Below are 17,068 nucleotides of genomic sequence, written 5' to 3'. Positions count from 1 at the left end.
ACGGTCCCGGCGGCGTCAACACCATCGTCGGCCCGCCGGTCACGCCGACCGGCGGCCCAGGGCGCGGAGCTGGTCCGGGCTCAGCGCGGAGACGTTCTGGTCGATGGGCGAGTCCGAGTACTGGTGGATCGTCCACGCCTTCCAGCCGGCCGGGGGCGTCACGGCGCCCTTCTCCCGGCCGTAGGCGGCCACCCACAGCGGGTACTGCTCCAGCCCCGCGCCGTAGGTCTCGGCGAAGTTCAGACCGCTGTAGAACATCGGCGTGACGCCGGTCCTGGCCTTCACGTGTGCCAGCCACGCCTTGGCCCAGGCGTTGACCTGCTCGACGGAGCGGTCGTCGGTGGCCTCCAGGTCCAGGACGAGCAGGTCGCCGCGCCTGGCGGGCTGCGCGTCCACGACGGACAGGAAGTGCTCGGCCTCGGCGATCGGGTCGTTGCCCGGGTGGCCGAAATGGTAGGCCCCGCGCACGATGCCCTTCTTGTCCAGCTCCCTCCAGTGCCTGGCGAAGGAGCGGTCGCGGAACGTCGTGCCCTCGGTGGCCTTGATGATGCCGAACTGGGCGGAGCTGGTGCTCCAGTCGTAGGCGGGCTGGTAGTTGGAGACGTCCAGTCCGTACGTGAGCGGGCCCGCCTCCTGCTGGGAGACGCGCTGGGCTGCCGTGACCTGCCCGGCGGGCGAGGCGGAGGCCGTGACGGGGGCGATGCCGCCGAGGGCGGCGCCGGTCAGGACCGTGCCCGCGAGGGCCAGGCCGAGACGGTTTCCGAGCGTGCTGATCCGGGGGTTGCGCATGGGGTGTCGGCTCCTTGCTTCCATGTCGCCTACCGGGTTAGCTGTCGGGTTCGGGCATGGAAGTGCCCTACGGACGCTTCGATGAGAGGTCGTCCGATTCACCCCAGAAAAGGTGGGTCCCCGGTTCCGCTGGGAAGGCGCGGATTCGGCGTCCGCACGCCGTCGGCGGGCATTGCCACGGAAACGGCGTCGGGTCCGGTCGATGGAGCGGCTCTCGTGCCGCTGGGGCGGCTTTCGCGCCGCGATGACAAAAGGTATGCGTTGCCCCACGGAAAGGGCAAGTGACCTGCGACGGAGCGGATCGCGCCGGTGATCGGGAGGGTGCCGGACCACCCTGCCCGCAGGGGATCGGGGCCCATGGTAAAAATTGACGCCTCGCCGTCCCGGACCGGGCGGGAACCGGGCCGCCCGCCGTGGCGACCGGACTTCCCGGCGGTCGCCACGGCGGCCGCATCTCGGCCATACGTCCGGTCTGTAGGGATTCGTGGTGTCCCCTTGGTAACAGCTCCGTAAGAGCGCGCCGTTACCTGACGCGTACGGACCGTGATGTTCGGCAGGCTGGGGGGAGATCGGATCCGGCGACGGGGAGGCGAGATGCAGGATGATCATGGTCCGGCCCGCGGGCGCGGTTCCGGTGCGGGCCCCCGCGGTCGCATGCCGTACGGCGGGCCCCCGGGCGGCCCGCCCGGGTCCGCCGCGTCCCCGTCCCGTCCGCCGGTCCGCCCCGAGGCCCGGTACGACGGTCCGGCGCAGAGCCCCGGAGACCCGTTCATGCACGGCTCGCTGGTGGACGCCGGCATCGCCCTCGCCGGCCGGCCGCGCCACCCGGCCGGGGAACGGCCGCGTTCCTGGACGGGTCCGCGTCTCCGGCGCGACCGGCTGCTGCGCCCGGCGCTGATCGGCGCCTTCCTGGCGGCCGCCGGGCTCGGCGTCTGGACCTCCGGCTGGTCCCCGCTGGACGACCGGCCCTCCGCCGTGGCGGCCCCGCAGCCCGCGCCGTCGCTCGCCCCGCACGGCACCGCGGTCGTCCACCCGCCGCAGGCCGCCCGCACGCCCTCCGCCGAACCCGGCAGGGTCATGGTCGTCCGCGAGCTGAAACCACGCCTGGTGCGGCCCCGGGCCGACGCGGCGGACACCCCGGACGGCCGCGCCCCGGGGGAGGAGCGGCGGCACGCCGCGGCACGCCGTACGCCGGAGGCCGCTACGCGGACGGAAGCGGGAACGGAGGCGGGGGCCGGAGGCGGCGGGCCGGGCCACCGGGAGACACGGGGCCTCTCGCGCCCGCCGCACGCCCCGCACGACCGCGGGCACGGACACGGGCGCGGCCCGGGGGCGCCCGCCCCCGAGGCCGGACCGCGGGGCCGGGCCGACGGCGGCGCCCCCGGTGCCCCGGCCCGTGACACCCGTGACGCCCGGGACACCTCCGCCGGTCCCGGCGGCCACGACGGCTCCGGCGGCGTGGGTCTGCGGTTCGACACCGCCTACGCCTGCCGCAACTTCCGGCCGGACGACTGGCGCCACGACTTCTGCGTCCGGGCGTGGAACGACTACCGCAGAAGCAACGGCCTCCCCTGACCCGGGGCGCGTCCGCTCGCCCGTCCAAGGACCTGCGACACCTCCAGGGACGGGGTTTCCGAAAAGCACGGGCACGCGTGGGCCCGCCGTTCGGCGGGCTTCCGCCCTCCTCGTTCATCGACTATCGTCGATTGACGATGAACGAGGAGAAGGGGCCGCTGCCCCGCGCGGAGGCCGAGGAGTACGCGAGCTGGTTCAAGGCCCTGGCCGACGCCACCCGCATCCAGATCGTGTCGCTGCTGGCGCGGCGGCGCGCGCCGATGAGCGTGGGCGAGATCGTGGCCGTGTCCGGGGTGGGTCAGTCCACCGTCTCGCACCACCTGAAGATCCTGGCCGAGGTGCGGTTCGTGCTGGTGGAACGGCAGGGCACCTCCGGCCTGTACCGGATCAACGAGAACTGCGTGAGCTGTTTCCCCACCGCTGCCGACGTGGTCATGGGCAACCCCGCGCCGGCCGCGCCCGTCTGCGAGTGAAGGAGTACCGGTAATGGCGCACGATGAGATCCCCGGCCGGACGGTCGCCGGCCGCGGGCAGGACGCCTTCGGGCGGGGCCGCTCCGGCGCGGCCGGTCACGAGGAACCCGGCGCGCGCCCGGCGACCGCCCAGGCCGCCGGGCCCGACGCTCCGCCGGGGGTGGAGATCCGGCCGATGCGCCGATGCGACGCCGAACAGGTGCTGGCCATCTATCAGGCCGGGCTGGACACCGGCCAGGCCAGCTTCGAGACCCTCGCCCCGAGCTGGGAGGGCTTCACCGCGGCCAGGTTGCCGCACCTGCGCCACGTGGCCTGCGACACCGGCACCGGCCAGGTGCTCGGCTGGGTGGCCGCCTCGGCGGTCTCGGCCCGCCCCGTCTACGCCGGGGTGGTCGAGCACGGCGTCTACGTCCACCCGGGCTGCCAGGCCCAGGGCATCGGCCGGGCTCTGCTGGCGGCGTTCGTCTCCGCCAGCCAGGACGCCGGCGTCTGGACGATCCAGTCCGGCGTCTTCCCCGAGAACGCCGCCAGCCTGGCCCTGCACCGGGCGCTCGGTTTCCGGGTGGTCGGCATCCGCGAGCGGATCGGCCGCCACCACGGCGTCTGGCGAGACGTGGTGATGATCGAGCGCCGCAGCACCTCGACCGGAACCTGAATCGCCGCCCGGGAACATCGGCTGCCGGGCGATGGTCGCACAACCCGCGGCCGGTGTGCCCGGTGTCCCCGGGCCTCACCTTTCGCCTTCGTGGAACACCGTTCGTCTGGAGCCGCGTTGCGCTTTTCGCCGAGAGGTGACACCCGCACCGGTACGCACACGTGATGGCTGAGGGCCCTCGCCGTTGCGAACTCCTCCGGCTGCCCCTGGATTTGATGTATGTCAATATAGATACGTATCGATTTCGATGACTGTCTATATGGAGGGCATGTGGAACCTCTGGAGCTCCTGGAGTGCAGCCCGCCGCTGACGCGCGAGCCGCTGGACGCCGAGCAGGCGGCCGGGGTGGCGCGGGTGTTCAAGGCGCTCGGTGACCCCGTACGGCTGCGCATCCTGTCGATCGTGGCCAGCCGCGCGGGCGGGGAGGTGTGCGTGTGTGACATCACCGGCGCGTTCGAGCTGTCCCAGCCGACCATCAGCCATCACCTGAAGACGCTCAAGGAGGTGGGGCTGCTGACCGCGGAGCGGCGCGCCTCGTGGGTGTACTACCGGCTGGTGCCCGAGACTCTGGGCGAGCTGTCGGCCCTGCTCGACGTGCCCGCCACCATCTGAGGAGCGACGCGATGTCCTCCTCTTCCATGTCGTCGGCGCCGTCGCCTGCTGTGCCCGCGCGGGGCGTCATCGCCGGCCTGTCCACCCTCGACCGGTTCCTGCCGGTGTGGATCATCGCCGCCATGGCCTCCGGGCTACTCCTCGGCCGGCTCGTACCCGGTCTGAACACCGCGCTGGAGGCGGTGAAGATCGGAGAGATCTCGCTGCCGATCGCGCTCGGGCTGCTGCTGATGATGTATCCGGTGCTGGCCAAGGTCCGCTATGACCGGCTGGGCGCCGTCACCGGCGATCGCCGCCTGCTCGTCTCCTCCCTGGTGCTGAACTGGGTGCTCGGTCCGGCCGTCATGTTCGCGCTGGCGTGGATCCTCCTGCCGGACCTGCCCGAGTACCGCACCGGGCTGATCATCGTGGGGCTGGCCCGGTGCATCGCCATGGTGCTCATCTGGAACGACCTGGCCTGCGGCGACCGCGAGGCCGCCGCCGTCCTGGTCGCCCTCAACTCGATCTTCCAGGTGGTCGCGTTCGGCGCGCTCGGCTGGTTCTACCTGCGGGTACTGCCCGGATGGCTCGGCCTGGCCCAGGCCGCGCTGGAGGTCTCGGCCTGGGACATCGCCCAGTACGTGCTCATCTTCCTCGGCATCCCCCTGACCGCCGGATACCTGTCCCGCAAGCTCGGCGAACGCGCTCACGGCCGTGACTGGTACGAGAACGCCTTCCTGCCGCGCATCGGACCGCTGGCGCTGTACGGGCTGCTGTTCACCATCGTCATCCTGTTCGCCCTGCAAGGGCACACCATCACCTCCCGCCCCGGCGATGTCGCGCGCATCGCGCTGCCGCTGCTGGCCTACTTCGCGCTCATGTGGGGCGGCTCGTTCCTGGCCGGCAAGGTGATCGGTCTGGGCTACGAGCGCTCCACCACGCTGGCCTTCACCGCCGCCGGCAACAACTTCGAGCTGGCCATCGCCGTGGCGGTCGGCGTCTTCGGCGTCACCTCCGGCCAGGCCCTGGCGGGCGTGGTCGGCCCGCTGATCGAGGTCCCCGTCCTGGTCGCGCTGGTCTATGTCAGCCTGGCCGGCCGCCACCTGTTCACCGCCAAGGAGTCCACCCGTGCCTGATCACGTCCCAGGCAAGCCCAGCGTCCTGTTCGTGTGCGTGCACAACGCGGGACGTTCCCAGATGGCCGCCGGGTGGTTGACCCACCTGGCCGCCGGCCGGATCGAGGTCCGCTCGGCCGGATCGGCGCCCGCCGAGCAGGTCAACCCGGTCGCCGTGCAGGTCATGGCCGAGGCCGGTGTCGACATCACCGCCGCGCAGCCGAAGGTCCTGACGGGCGAGGCGGTCCAGGCGAGCGATGTGGTCGTCACCATGGGCTGCGGGGATGCCTGCCCGATCTTCCCCGGCAAACGGTACGAGGACTGGAAACTCGACGACCCGGCCGGGCAGGGCATCGATGCCGTCCGCCTCATCCGTGACGAGATCCGCCTCCGAGTGGAGAGGCTGCTCCGGGAGTTGCCGCCCGGCTGACTCGCCTGTACGGAACGACGGCGTCCGGGCACGGCGGCCCCTGCCCGGACGGTGTCATCGTGAGGAGATCAGGCCGGCATCCGGGCGGCCAGCAGCCCGACCGTGGCGACCAGCAGCCGCGCCGCCGCCATGAGCGTGTCCGGCTCGACGCGGTCGGGGGTTTCCGCAGGGGTCTGGTAGCCGGGGATGCCCATGCCGATGCCGACCGCGGCCAATCCGGCGGCGGCGTAGCGGCGGTTGTCGGAGGCCATGGCACCGGCCCGAAGTGGGACGCCGGTGAGGCGGGCGGCTTGGTCCAGAGTGGCCAGCAGGGCGTGGGCGGGCCCGCCGGCCTCGACGGAGGCGGCCTGGTGCAGCTGCGCGGCCCCGTCCAGGTTGATCACCAGCGTGCCGGACGGCAGGGCGGCCACGTGGTGGGCCGAGCCCCACGCGCCGGCCTCCTCCGCGTCCAGGAAGGCCACCGACAGCCCGGCCCGGTGAGCCGGGCCGTCCGACAGGACGCGGGCGGCCTCCAGCACGGCGGCCACACCGGAGGCATTGTCGGCGGCTGCGGGCAGCCGTACGCCGGGGTCGTCGCCCACGCCGTCGTAGTGCGCGGTCAGCAGTATCCGCGGCCCGCCCTGCACGCCCCCGGCGTGGGAGGCGTGTGGGAAGCGGGCACAGACGTTACGGCCGTCCGTGGCGACCTGCCACAGCGGCATCGACCCGGTCACCTGTACCTGACCTGCGGCGAGGGCGCCGGCCAGGTGGGCGTGCCGGTCGGTGCGCAGGGCGATGATCGGGACGGCGCGGACGGCCGGTCCGGCGATCATCTTGGGCATCCACCCCTCGGCGTCGGCGCCTCGGGCGGTCAGCACCCCGGCCGCCCCCTGGGCCTCGGCTCGTTCGCACGCCCGCGCCCAGTCCCCGGCCTCCGCCAGAACCCACCGGTCGCTCAGATCGGTCCCGGACGCCGCGGCCAGCGGCGCGGTGCGCGGGTGCGGCGATTCGGCGGAGGCGAGATGCTCGACGAAGTCCCGGCGGTGTTCCAGGCGCAGCGTCCGGCCGCCCGCGCTCCATTCGAGCACCGGGGCGGCGTAAAGCTCCCGTACGTCAGCGACGGGGAAGGAGCCGAACTCGACCTCGCCGCCGAGTTCGCGCAGCCGCTCGGCGAGCCATGCGGCGGCGGCGCGGCCTCCGGGGGTGCCCACGCGCCGCCCGGCGTAGTGGTCGCGGGCCAGCTCGTGCACCGTGGCCAGCATCCGCGCCGCCGACACCCGCTCCACGACGGCGGCCAGGTCAGGCGCCGTAGTGGTGTCCGGCGTGCCGGAGGTCATCCGCAGCATCCGGTGGAGACGGCCTCCGTGGCCGGGGTGCCGACCGGTGCCGTGGCCTGGCCGCAGCAGCCGGCCTGGGCGGCCTGCGGCGCGGGGGTCGTGCTGCCGGCCTGGGAGCCGGACGCCGCGGCGGGGGCTCCGCAGCAGCCTCCGGCGGCGGCCGGGGTGAACGCCTCAGCCGGGTCGCCGATGAAGCCACCGGTCTGGTTCGTGGTCATGGTGGTTCTCCCTTCCGCAGGTGTGAGACCGAGGCCGCCAACACTTAGACGGACGTCGAATCAGAAGTCACCATCTCATGTTGATTAGACGATCGTCAAGATAGATAGAAATCTAAGCAGAGGAATCCGGCCTGGTGATGCCACTCGGGCGCGGTGCGCTACAACCGGGCGGTGATCTCGGCGACCAGCTGCCGGGCTGTACGGCCCGCGCCGATGAGGGTGGCCGAGGCCGGGCCGGTCCAATCGCCGTATCCGAGCAGGTGCAGGCGGGGTTCGCCGACCGCCCGGGTGCCGCGGGTGGGGATGAGCCCGTCCGGGCCGCGCAGGCGCAGCGGGGCCAGGTGGCCCAGGGCGGGCCGGAACCCGGTGCACCACAGGATCACGTCGCAGGCCAGTGTGCTGCCGTCGGCCCAGGCGACGCCGCGGGAGGTGACGCGGGTGAACATGGGCTCGGCCTTGAGCGCACCGCGGTCGCGGGCCTCGCGCACGGGCGGGACGGCGACGATGTCACCCAGGTCGGCGATGTCCTCGCCCTGCTCGCCCGCCTGGACGGCGCGGTGGCGGCGGGTGGCCAGGTCGAACAGGGCGCGGCCGTCGATGTCGTCCGGCAACAGGCGCGGCGGCCGCCGGGTCACCCAGGTGACCTCGGCGAGCGTGGACAGTTCGGCCAGGAGCTGAGCTGCGGAGTTGCCGCCGCCGACGATGACCACGCGCTTGCCGCGCAACGGTTCCGGGCCGCGGTAGCCGGCGGTGTGCAGGTGCTCTCCGCCGAAGTCGCGCAGGCCGGGACAGTGCGGGATGTAGGGACGCCACCAGGTGCCGGTCGCGCTGATCACACTCTTGGCCTGCCAGGCGCCCTGGCCGGTCTCGACCAGAAGGCGCCCATCACCGCGCCGCACCGCGTGCACGGTCACCGGGCGCAGCACCGGCAGATCGTAGCGGCGTTCGTAGTCGGCCAGGTAGGTGACGACCTCGGCGGCGCTCGGGTAGCCCCCGTCCGGCGGGATGGGCATCATGCGGCCGGGCAGCGAGCTGTACTGAGCCGGTGAGAACAGGCGCAGGCTGTCCCAGGCGTGCCGCCACGCGCCACCGGCGCCGTCCTGGGCATCGAGGATGACGAAGTCGGCTTTCGCGCGGCGCAGGTGGTATCCGGCGGCCAGCCCCGCCTGCCCGCCGCCGATCACCAGGACGTCGATGGGCCGAGGGGCGGCCGTCATGCGGGCAGCAGCTCCAGCTCGGTGCGTCCCGCAGCAGCCGGGGAGGCGGGCCCGGGAGCGGACTCGGCGAGCGGGGCGAACAGCGCGCCCAGCTTGTTCACCGCCTCGGGGATGATGCGGTAGTAGACCCAGGTTCCGCGCCGCTCGCCGTCGATCAGCCCCGCCGTGCGCAGCACCTTGAGGTGGTGGGAGATGGTGGGGGCGGTCAGGTCGAAGACACCGGTCAGGTCGCACACGCACGCCTCACCGCCGGCATGCGAGCCGATCATCGACAGCAGGCGCAGCCGCACCGGGTCGGCGACGGCCTTGAGTAGCGTGGCCAGCTCGACGGCGTCGGCCTCGCCGAGCGGCTCGCGGGCGATCGGCGCGCAGCACTGGGTGGTGGAGGGGGCGGCCATGACGCGACTCCTTGTTTCGATGCCGGTCTAAATCATAGGCGGTGGTAGGCGACCAGCGCGAACGCGGAGACGGCGCACGCCACGGCCACGGCACCCATCACCCAGCCGTATCCGGCGGCTTGTGCGAGCGCGACCGCACCGAGGGGGGCCAGCGCCTTGTCGGCGACGGAGAAGACGGCGATACGGCCGGCCAGCGAGGCGTAGGCGGCCGTGCCGTAACGGCCGACCAGCAGGTGCGGCAAGGTGATCGAGGCGACGCCGAAGCCGAGCCCGAACAGCAGGACCGCACCGGTCGCGCCCGCCACGCTGCGGCCGATCAGCGGCAGCAGCAGGACCGCCACGCCCTGCAGCGCGAAGATGGCGGCGGCGATGAGGGCGGCGGGCAGCCGGGTCTGCAGCCCCGTGGTGAGCAGGCGGCCGGTCACCGACAGCACGCCCAGCAGCCCGGCCAGTGTGGCGGCCAGCACGGGCGGATGGCCGAGGTGGATCAGGTAGGTGATGAGCAGGACCGCCACGGTGGCGGCCGCGCCGCCGTTGGCGGTGAAGGCGATCACCAGCAGCCAGAACGGCCGCCGACGGGTGGCCGCCTTGACGATGGCGGCCCGATCCTGCGCTGCGGCGGACGCCTGCTTCCCCGCTGTACGGGCGCGACGCAGCACGAGGGCATGCAGCGGGATCGCCGCGATCCCGTAGACCAGGGCCAGGATCACCAGCGCCGTACGCCAGCCATGCCGGTCGACGAGCAGGCCGGTGAGCGGCAGGAAGATCGAGGAGGCGAACCCGGCCACGACGGTGAGCGCCAACAGCCCGCCTGCCCGGCCGCGCTCGTTTCCGGCGTAGAGGGAGACGATGACGGCGAAGGCGGCCTCGTACAGCACCATGGAGCAGGCCACGCCGACGAGCGCGAACACGGCGTACAGCTGGGGCAGGCTCTCCACCCGCGACCAGGCGAGCACCGCCGCGGCACCCAGTACCGACCCGGTCGTCATCAGGACGCGGCCGCCGTGGGCGTCCAGCAGGCGGCCGACCAGCGGCGCGCACACCGCGGCGATCAGGACGGACAGGGTGAGGGCGGCGGCGATCTGGGCGTTGGAGGCGCGCAGGTCGCGCGCCATCGGGGCGAGGAAGACGGAGAAGGCGTAGTAGAGAACGCCGTAGCCGATGGTCTGGGTGACGGCCAGCGCGGCCACCACCCGCCGGTCTCGCCGGTCGCGCGACGGAGCGCCGCCCCCGATGACGGGGGCGGCGCTCTCGGTGGCGGCGCTGTCGGATGTCGCGCTCACGCGTCCTCGTCCGAACAGGAGATGAGCCCCTTCTGGGCGGCCGTGAGGTATCCGTCGGGCATCGGGGCGTTCCTCTCAGCCGCAGCAGCCGCCGGACTCCGCCGAGGCGGCGCCGACCGTGGCGAGCGGGAGCGGGGCCGACAGCAGGCCGCCGCTGATGCCGGTGGCCAGGCCGACGCGCTGCTCCTGTGCCTCGGCCAGGCTGGAGGAGCACACCCCGGTCTCAGGCAGGTCGAGTCGAACGTCGCGGGCGGCCTCCCAGTCCCCGGCCAGCGCGGCGACGACCGAGCGGACCTGCTCATACCCGGTGGCCATGAGGAACGTCGGGGCGCGGCCGTAGCTCTTGACGCCGACCGCGTAGTAGCCGGGCTCGGAGTGAGCGAGTTCGTCCACGCCATGGGCGGGGACGGTGCCGCAGGAGTGCTGGTTGGGGTCGATCAGCGGGGCCAGGGCCCGGGTGGAGCCGAGCACCGGGTCCAGGTCGAGCCGGAGTTCGGAGGCGATGGAGTGGTCGGGGCGGTAGCCGGTGGCCGACACGACCCGGTCCACGGTGACGCTCCGCTCGTGCCCGGACGGGTCACGGCTGACCACCTCGACGCCCTGGCCGGCGGCGTCGACGCGGTGGGTGAAGAAGCCGGTCAGCAGCGTGATGCGGCCGGATTCGACGTGGGCGCGCAGCCGGGTGCCGAGTGCGCCGCGGGCCGGCAGCGCGTCGGCCTCGCCGCCGCCGTAGGTGCGGGAGGCGCTGCCACCGCGGATCGCCCAGGTGATCGGCGTGTCCGGCAGCTCGGCCAGCGCGAGCAGGGTGGTGGCGGCCGAGTGCCCAGCCCCGACGACCAGCGTGTGCCTGCCCTGGTAACGCTCGCGGTCGGCGCCGAGCACGTCCGGCAGCGCGTGGTCGGCGAACACCTCGCCCTCGCCGTGGGCGGGCAGGCCGCTGGCGCCGAGCGCATTGGGGGTGGCGTAGGTGCCGGAGGCATCGATGATCGCGCCTGCCCGCAGCTCGCCGCCGTCGGCCAGGCGGATCAGGAAGGGGGCCTGGTCGCGGCCTGCCGTGCGCACCCGGTCGTAGCCGAGGCGGCTGATCGCGGTCACCCGTGCGTTGGTGCGCACCCGGTCTCCGAACAGCTCAGCCAGCGGGGCGAGGTAGCCGGAGATGATGTCGGCGCCGGTCGGCAGCCAGTCGGGGTCGGGGGCGCTCCAGCCGTCGGCCTCCAGCAGGCGGCGGGCGGCGGCGTCGATGTCGTACTTCCACGGGCTGAACAGCCGCACATGTCGCCACCGGGCCACCGACGCGGCGACCCGCTCGCCCGCCTCCAGCACCACGAAGTCGATGCCCCGCTCGGTCAGATGGGCGGCGGCGGCCAGGCCGACCGGGCCGGCCCCGATCACCACGATGGGCAGGTCGTGCCGTGGTCCGGGGAGGTCCCGCTGGGAGTCGAAGGACTTCTCGATCGCGATCGTGGTGGGGCCGCAGCAACTGTCACTCATGACTGCTCTCCAGGTGGTGAGGTGGGCGAGAGGGGTCAGCGGAACAACGGGAACGCGCCATGGCGGCGGGCGCGCTCGATGGCGGCCTCCGCGCGGCAGTCGAGGTCGCATACCCGCGAGGTGGCTTCGTCGAAGGCGGGACCCGCCCACTCGGCGGCGGGGCGGCGTCGTCGGGCGAACAGAACACGCATCGCGTCCCCCTTGAATAGAAGTTCATCTAAACAAGGGCCATCATGTGCCACTGCTTAGATGAAAGTCAAATCAATGGGCGGTGAGGGGGCCTCGGCGGCAATGAAGGGATTTCCAGCGAAGTAACGGTCGGCCAGGATCGATGCGGACCCCTATGGCCAAGGTCTCGATTCACTTGCGGTGTCGACCATGAGTGACGAGAAGCCGGCGCCCGTCGAGTCCGGAGCGGTTGCGGCGAGTGGTGCCGGAGAAGCCGCGGTCGATGTGGATCCGGCCTTCGGGGGCGCCGAGCGTCAAGCCGGGGCGCCGGGTCGAACGCTCGCCTGGAGCCCCTCGGTTATCACGGGGAGTCACATTCCCCCGGTGACGCCGAGCGCCGGACCCTTGCTTGTCAACTCTTAATCGTACGGACTAGTCTGTTTGATTAAGGAGGTGTGGTGATGGCGACGCGAGTCAGGAAGACGAAATCCGAGGAGAAGATCCTCACTGCGGCGGCCGAGCTGTTCTACGCGAACGGGCTGCGCGGTGTGGGCATCGATCAGGTCATCGTGGCGTCAGGCGTCGCGAAATCGACGCTGTACGTGCACTTTCATACCAAGGAGGAGCTCGTCGCGGCGTACCTGCGCAGGACCGACGATTCCTGGATGGCGCAGCTGCAGGATGCCGCCGCACGCGCCGGGGGCAGCCCTCGCGAGCAGCTCGTCGGGTTGTTCGACGCGCTGACGGACGCCTTCGACCGGCATGGCTTCTTCGGATGTCCGTTCATCAGTGCGGCGGTCGAGGCGGACCTCGACTCGCAGGCCCGGGCCATCACCGTGCAGCACACTCAGCGCCGTCAGGCATGGCTGACCGAGCTGAGCGAGAAGGCCGGCGCCGCCGCCCCGCAGGCGCTCGCCCGGCATATCGGGCTCCTGATCGATGGCGCCCTGGCCTCCGGGCGCCTGCTCCAGGACCGCACCGTCGTGGATGAGGCGAAATCCGCAGCCCGCCTGCTTGTCGCCGGTTGCACCTGATCGCGCCCGAACCAGCCAGGCACCGTAACCGACATACGCGGCACCGACCTTCAGCCGTCTCCGACGCGCCCGGCCCCACACCCACCTGACAGGACAAGAAGAAGGCACAGTCATGCGCGCAGTGGTTCTACAAGGGTTCGGCACTCCGCTGATCCTCAGCGAGATCGACAAGCCCGACGCCGGCCCGGGCCAGGTTCTGGTCAAGGTCATGGCCAGTGGCGTCAACCCGCTGGACACCAAGATATGGGCGGGCAAGGCCGCCCACGCCAAGCGCACGCTACCAGCGGTCCTCGGCCTGGATCTGGCCGGCGTGGTCGAGGCGGTCGGCACAGGCGTCAACGACTTCACGCCCGGCGACGAGGTCTACGGCATGACCGGCGGCGTCGGTGATCTGCAGGGCTCGCTCGCCGAGTACGCGGCCGTCGACGCCCGACTGCTCGCCCGCAAGCCGACCGCGCTGAGCATGCGCGAGGCCGCGGCCCTGCCCCTGGTCGTCATCACGGCCTGGGAGGGGCTGATCGACCGGGCGCAGGTCCGCCCGGGGCAGAAGGTCCTCATCCACGGTGGGGCCGGCGGCATCGGTCATGTGGCCGTGCAGATCGCCCGGGCCCGCGGCGCCGAGGTCTTCGCTACCGCCTCGCCTTCGCGGCTGGAGGTCGTTGAGCGCCTGGGGGCCACCCCCATCGACTACACCACCACCGCGGTGGAGGAGTACGTTGCCGAGCACACCGGCGGCCAGGGCTTCGATGTCATCTTCGACACCGTCGGCGGGGCCGTGCTCGACGCATCCTTTGCGGCGGTACGCACCTACACAGGTCACGTTGTGAGCGCCTTGGGCTGGGGGACCCACAGCCTCGCGCCCCTGTCCTTCCGCGGGGCGACCTACTCCGGTGTCTTCACCCTGCTGCCCATGCTGACCGGTCGGAACCGGGAGCACCACGGCGAGATCATGCGCGAGGCGGCCGCGCTCGCCGACGCGGGGGCGCTCAAGCCGCTGCTCGACCCCAGGCGCTTCACGTTCGCCGACGTCGTCGACGCCCATGCGGCCGTGGAGAGCGGCGCCCTCCACGGCAAGATCGTGATCGACGTCGGCTGAGGCGGACGTCCCGAGTTCGGCCACCGTTCCTGATCGGCACCTTCGTTGCGATGTTCTTTCGTCGTACGGATGAGAAACGAGGACTGGAGAGCGTGCTCAGCAGACGATGTCGCTCGCCAGCTCCCAGAGGCGTTCGGCGTTCGCCGGGTCCAGCGCGTAGCGGGCCACGGCGGGAACGCCGAATCGCGTGGGCCGGGCATCGACCACCGGCGCCTCGTTGACATCCTCGAAATAGCGCCCGCCGACTCCTTCGACCAGTGGGGACGCGGCGAGGAACACGCTGGTCGCGGCACCCTGCTCGACCGTCTTGCGGTAGGGCTCCGGCGTCCTCAGGCCGCCGGTATGCCGCTGCAGGTTGGTGGCGATCGCACCGGGGTGCAGGGCGTTGGCCATGATGCCATCGCCGGCCCAGCGGCGCTGTGCCTCGACGGCCAGGAGGACCTCTGCGGTCTTGGACTGGCCATAGGCGGTGAGCGCGTCGTACGGGCGGAAGCGGAAGTCGATGTCGTCGAAGACCACGGGGGAGAACAGGTGGCCGCCGGAGGACACCGAGACCAGGCGCGCACCGTCTGCCTCGGCGAGGGCGCGGTGCAGCCCCAGGCTCAAGGCGAAGTGCCCCAAGTAGTTGGTGGCGAACTGCTGCTCGTGGCCGCCGGTGCCGCGCTCGAGCTCCGGTGGCATCATGATTCCGGCGTTGTTGATCAGTATGTGCAGCGGGCCCTGCCAGGCGGCGGTGAACGCGCGTACCGACTCCAGGTCGGAAACGTCCAGGCGGGCGACGTGGATCGCGTCGTTCCCGGTGGCCTTGCGCAGTTCTGTCGCGGCCTGCTCGCCGGCGTCGGAACGGCGCACGGCGAGCGTGACCTCGGCGCCGCCGGCCGCCAGAGCACGGGCCGTCTCGACACCGATGCCCGAGTTGGCCCCCGTGACGACCACCCGTCTGCCGGACAGGTCGACGCCCTCGATCACATCGGAGGCGGTGCTGGTGCGGTCGAACGGGGTGGTGAAGAGCTGGGACATGTGACGTATTCCTCCCTGGTGCTCGGACTTTGCCGTCATCCTGCGCCGAACGCCGCCAGGCGGACCAGGACGGGCTGAGACTGGGACCGGCAGGGCCTCCCAGAGAACCGAAAATGCCTCCTAACCTGGAAACATGACCGCCGCCGGAGACGCCAACACACTGGGCCGATATCTGCGCGCCCGCAGGGAACTGGTCCAGCCCGACGAAGCCGGGGTTCTGGATCAAGGCAACCGGCGCGTCCCCGGGCTGCGCCGCGAGGAGGTCGCCTTCCTCGCGGGAATCAGCTCCGACTACTACAACCGCTTGGAGCAGGGCCGCGACAAAAACCCCTCCGAGCAGGTCCTGCGCAGCATCGCCCGCGCACTGCAGTTGGACGAGGAGGCCACGGCCTACCTGCTGCAGATCGCCGCACCGGCGAGAGCTCGGCGCAAACGGCCCCGCAGACCCGAGAGGGTCGGCGAGGGCATCCGCGCCCTCATCGACACGTGGCCGCTCACCCCGGCGTACGTCCACGGCAAGTACATGGACGTACTGGCCGCCAACAGCCTCGCCATCGCCCTCTCACCGTTCAACGCCCCGGGCCGCAACGGCATCCTCGCGGCTTTCCTGGAACCAGAGATGCGGGAGCTCCATCAGGACTGGGAGGACATGACCGCCCGGGTCGTCCCTTATCTGCGCTCCGTCGTCGGCGCGGACATCGACGACCCGCGCCTGGTCGAGATCCTCGGTGAGCTCTCCCTGCGCAGCGAGCGGTTCCGCAGGCTCTGGGCCCGGCAGGATGTCAAGCACAAGGCCAGCGGCACCAGCCTGCTCCTGCACCCCCAGGCCGGCCCTCTGGAGCTGCGCTACGAAAAGCTGCTGGTCCCGGGCACCGGCGGGCAGACGCTGATCACGTACCATGCGGAGCCGGGCAGCGCTTCCGAGGAACGCCTGCGCCTGCTCGCCGGCATGTACGCCCCCGAGCACGTCACCGGTACACCGGCTACAACCGCCCGACCCGTCCCCCGGCGCACCAGGCCATGACAACCGCGGACGACACACATCCGGCAGCCGCACCGCTGTTCTGAGTTTCCGTCACTGATCCCGTGGTCGGATATCAGCGACGGAGCAGGAGCGGGCCGAGGAACGGCAGGCCGGTGCGGCCGGGCGTCGCGCTCGGCGGGGGAAGGACGCCGGCTCAGGGCGGCGGCCCGGGGAGGAGGGCCTCGGCCGCCTCGGTGCGCGCGTAGAGCACGAACCTGCCCGACCGGTGCGCGCCGGCCAGCCCCGCCGCGCGCAGCGCGGTCAGGTGCCGTGACACCCCGGCCATGGACATGCCGGTGCGCCGGCTCAGCTCGGTGGTGGAGGCGGGAGCCGACAGCTCGCCCAGCAGCATCGCGCGGGAGCGGCCGAGCACCGCCGCCAGCGCCTCGGGCACCTCGGTCCGGCGGTGTTCCCACAGCGTGGCGATCCCGCGCGGCGAGTAACGCAGCGTGGGCTGCCACGGCGGGACGGTGACCGAGAAGACCCGCGGCCAGATGAAGACCGAGGGCACCAGCAGCAGCCCCCGCCCGCCCAGCCTCCGCTCGTCCGACACGTGCCGGTGCCCGACGAACAGGGCGTCGTCCTCCCACCGGACGGACGGGTCCAGGTCGTCGAGCAGCCGGCCCACGCCGCCCTCGGCCAGCAGCCGGGCCCGGTGCAGGATGTCGCCGTCGAGCAGGGCGCGGATGCCCGGCCAGTACGGCGCCAGCGCCACGTCCCAGTAGGCGCGGATCACCTCCGACAGCTCCGCCAGCCCGCGTACGGGGTCCTCGCACAGCACGGCCAGGCGGGAGCCGTCCATACCGGCGAGGTCGGCGCGGACCCGCTCGGGCGGGGTGGCGCGCATGGTCGCCAGCTCCAGCTCCAGGCCGGGTGAGGTGGTGACCGGCGGCGGGCAGACGAACGCCGGGATCACCCGGGTGGGCACAGGCACCAGCTCGGCGAGCATGCCCCAGTCGACGCCCGCGGCCCGCAGCCTCGGTGCGACGGCCGACGTCCAGGGGCGGTGCAGCGGGTGCTCGCCGGGGCTCCTGAGCACCCGCGTGCTCGCCACCACCTCCCACAGGGGTGAGAACGCGAACCGCGTGCAGGCCAGATCGGCCAGCCCGAACTCCAGTCGCAGCACGCCGCGGCCCTCCTCGTACGCGTTCCGGCAACCCTCCGCCGGAACCGGA

General features: G+C 72.3%; 19 protein-coding genes and 1 riboswitch. Of the genes, 9 read left to right on the top strand and 10 right to left on the bottom strand.

Annotated features, from left to right (window positions below; all coding sequences use genetic code 11):
- Positions 1–39: 39 nt before the first annotated feature.
- Positions 40–789, bottom strand: a complete 750-nt coding sequence (locus tag AB0D67_RS09605) for a GH25 family lysozyme (RefSeq protein ID WP_362931821.1) — start codon at positions 787–789, stop codon at positions 40–42.
- Positions 790–800: 11 nt separating this feature from the next.
- Positions 801–950, bottom strand: a riboswitch (cyclic di-AMP (ydaO/yuaA leader).
- A gap of 610 nt (positions 951–1,560) precedes the next feature.
- On the opposite strand from AB0D67_RS09605, the gene AB0D67_RS09600 reads away from it, so the two are divergent.
- The 6 genes from AB0D67_RS09600 (at position 1,561) to AB0D67_RS09575 (ending at position 5,628) form a co-directional block, all read left to right on the top strand.
- Entirely contained in the window at positions 1,561–2,364 is an 804-nt protein-coding gene (locus tag AB0D67_RS09600; protein ID WP_362931819.1) for a hypothetical protein, read from the top strand.
- A 137-nt stretch (positions 2,365–2,501) separates the two neighbouring features.
- Positions 2,502–2,837, top strand: coding sequence for a metalloregulator ArsR/SmtB family transcription factor (locus AB0D67_RS09595; RefSeq protein ID WP_362931817.1), 336 nt, complete (start codon positions 2,502–2,504; stop codon positions 2,835–2,837).
- Between the two features lie 13 nt (positions 2,838–2,850).
- Positions 2,851–3,492, top strand: coding sequence for an N-acetyltransferase family protein (locus AB0D67_RS09590; protein ID WP_362931815.1), 642 nt, complete (start codon positions 2,851–2,853; stop codon positions 3,490–3,492).
- Positions 3,493–3,762: 270 nt separating this feature from the next.
- Positions 3,763–4,104 (top strand): metalloregulator ArsR/SmtB family transcription factor, encoded by a 342-nt coding sequence (locus AB0D67_RS09585; protein WP_362931813.1) that lies wholly within the window; start codon positions 3,763–3,765, stop codon positions 4,102–4,104.
- An 11-nt stretch (positions 4,105–4,115) separates the two neighbouring features.
- Positions 4,116–5,219 carry an ACR3 family arsenite efflux transporter gene (arsB, locus tag AB0D67_RS09580; protein ID WP_362931811.1) on the top strand — a complete coding sequence of 368 codons (1,104 nt, stop codon included), beginning with the start codon at positions 4,116–4,118 and terminating at the stop codon, positions 5,217–5,219.
- Complete coding sequence (locus tag AB0D67_RS09575; protein ID WP_362931809.1) at positions 5,212–5,628, top strand: arsenate reductase ArsC; 417 nt, start codon at positions 5,212–5,214, stop codon at positions 5,626–5,628. Before arsB ends, AB0D67_RS09575 begins: the two co-directional genes overlap by 8 nt.
- 68 nt (positions 5,629–5,696) lie before the next feature.
- Here AB0D67_RS09575 and AB0D67_RS09570 read toward each other — a convergent pair whose 3' ends face one another.
- The 7 genes from AB0D67_RS09570 to AB0D67_RS09540 all read right to left on the bottom strand — a co-directional run bounded on the left by AB0D67_RS09570 (position 5,697) and on the right by AB0D67_RS09540 (position 11,742).
- Positions 5,697–6,953, bottom strand: coding sequence for a M28 family peptidase (locus tag AB0D67_RS09570; protein WP_362931807.1), 1,257 nt, complete (start codon positions 6,951–6,953; stop codon positions 5,697–5,699).
- A complete protein-coding gene (locus tag AB0D67_RS09565; protein WP_362931805.1) occupies positions 6,941–7,162 on the bottom strand; it encodes a hypothetical protein in 222 nt (73 codons plus the stop codon). Before AB0D67_RS09565 ends, AB0D67_RS09570 begins: the two co-directional genes overlap by 13 nt.
- 158 nt (positions 7,163–7,320) lie before the next feature.
- Positions 7,321–8,379, bottom strand: coding sequence for an ArsO family NAD(P)H-dependent flavin-containing monooxygenase (locus AB0D67_RS09560; protein ID WP_362931803.1), 1,059 nt, complete (start codon positions 8,377–8,379; stop codon positions 7,321–7,323).
- Positions 8,376–8,777: a metalloregulator ArsR/SmtB family transcription factor gene (locus AB0D67_RS09555; RefSeq protein WP_362931801.1), complete on the bottom strand. Its 402-nt coding sequence runs from the start codon at positions 8,775–8,777 to the stop codon at positions 8,376–8,378. The genes AB0D67_RS09560 and AB0D67_RS09555 overlap by 4 nt, the downstream gene beginning before the upstream one ends.
- Positions 8,778–8,809: 32 nt before the next feature.
- Positions 8,810–10,060 carry an MFS transporter gene (locus tag AB0D67_RS09550; RefSeq protein WP_362931799.1) on the bottom strand — a complete coding sequence of 417 codons (1,251 nt, stop codon included), beginning with the start codon at positions 10,058–10,060 and terminating at the stop codon, positions 8,810–8,812.
- Between the two features lie 75 nt (positions 10,061–10,135).
- Positions 10,136–11,551 carry an FAD-dependent oxidoreductase gene (locus tag AB0D67_RS09545; RefSeq protein ID WP_362931797.1) on the bottom strand — a complete coding sequence of 472 codons (1,416 nt, stop codon included), beginning with the start codon at positions 11,549–11,551 and terminating at the stop codon, positions 10,136–10,138.
- A 35-nt stretch (positions 11,552–11,586) separates the two neighbouring features.
- Positions 11,587–11,742: a hypothetical protein gene (locus AB0D67_RS09540; protein ID WP_362931795.1), complete on the bottom strand. Its 156-nt coding sequence runs from the start codon at positions 11,740–11,742 to the stop codon at positions 11,587–11,589.
- A 438-nt stretch (positions 11,743–12,180) separates the two neighbouring features.
- On the opposite strand from AB0D67_RS09540, the gene AB0D67_RS09535 reads away from it, so the two are divergent.
- Positions 12,181–12,753, top strand: a complete 573-nt coding sequence (locus AB0D67_RS09535; RefSeq protein ID WP_362931793.1) for a TetR/AcrR family transcriptional regulator — start codon at positions 12,181–12,183, stop codon at positions 12,751–12,753.
- Positions 12,754–12,865: 112 nt separating this feature from the next.
- Positions 12,866–13,849, top strand: coding sequence for a zinc-dependent alcohol dehydrogenase family protein (locus AB0D67_RS09530; protein ID WP_362931791.1), 984 nt, complete (start codon positions 12,866–12,868; stop codon positions 13,847–13,849).
- Positions 13,850–13,945: 96 nt separating this feature from the next.
- Here the strand turns inward: AB0D67_RS09530 and AB0D67_RS09525 are convergent, their stop codons facing one another.
- On the bottom strand, positions 13,946–14,869 hold the full coding sequence (locus AB0D67_RS09525) for an SDR family NAD(P)-dependent oxidoreductase (protein ID WP_362931789.1): 924 nt from the start codon (positions 14,867–14,869) through the stop codon (positions 13,946–13,948).
- Positions 14,870–15,002: 133 nt separating this feature from the next.
- Between AB0D67_RS09525 and AB0D67_RS09520 the strand changes: the two genes are divergently transcribed.
- Positions 15,003–15,893 (top strand): helix-turn-helix transcriptional regulator, encoded by an 891-nt coding sequence (locus AB0D67_RS09520; RefSeq protein ID WP_362931787.1) that lies wholly within the window; start codon positions 15,003–15,005, stop codon positions 15,891–15,893.
- A 154-nt stretch (positions 15,894–16,047) separates the two neighbouring features.
- Here AB0D67_RS09520 and AB0D67_RS09515 read toward each other — a convergent pair whose 3' ends face one another.
- A complete protein-coding gene (locus AB0D67_RS09515; protein ID WP_362931785.1) occupies positions 16,048–17,019 on the bottom strand; it encodes a DUF5937 family protein in 972 nt (323 codons plus the stop codon).
- Positions 17,020–17,068: the final 49 nt, after the last annotated feature.

Source organism: Streptosporangium sp. NPDC048047 (assembly GCF_040653115.1).
In the GTDB taxonomy this organism is placed as follows: domain Bacteria; phylum Actinomycetota; class Actinomycetes; order Streptosporangiales; family Streptosporangiaceae; genus Streptosporangium.
The sequence above is the reverse complement of the archived record's forward strand: the minus strand, read 5'-3'. Positions and strand labels throughout refer to the sequence as shown.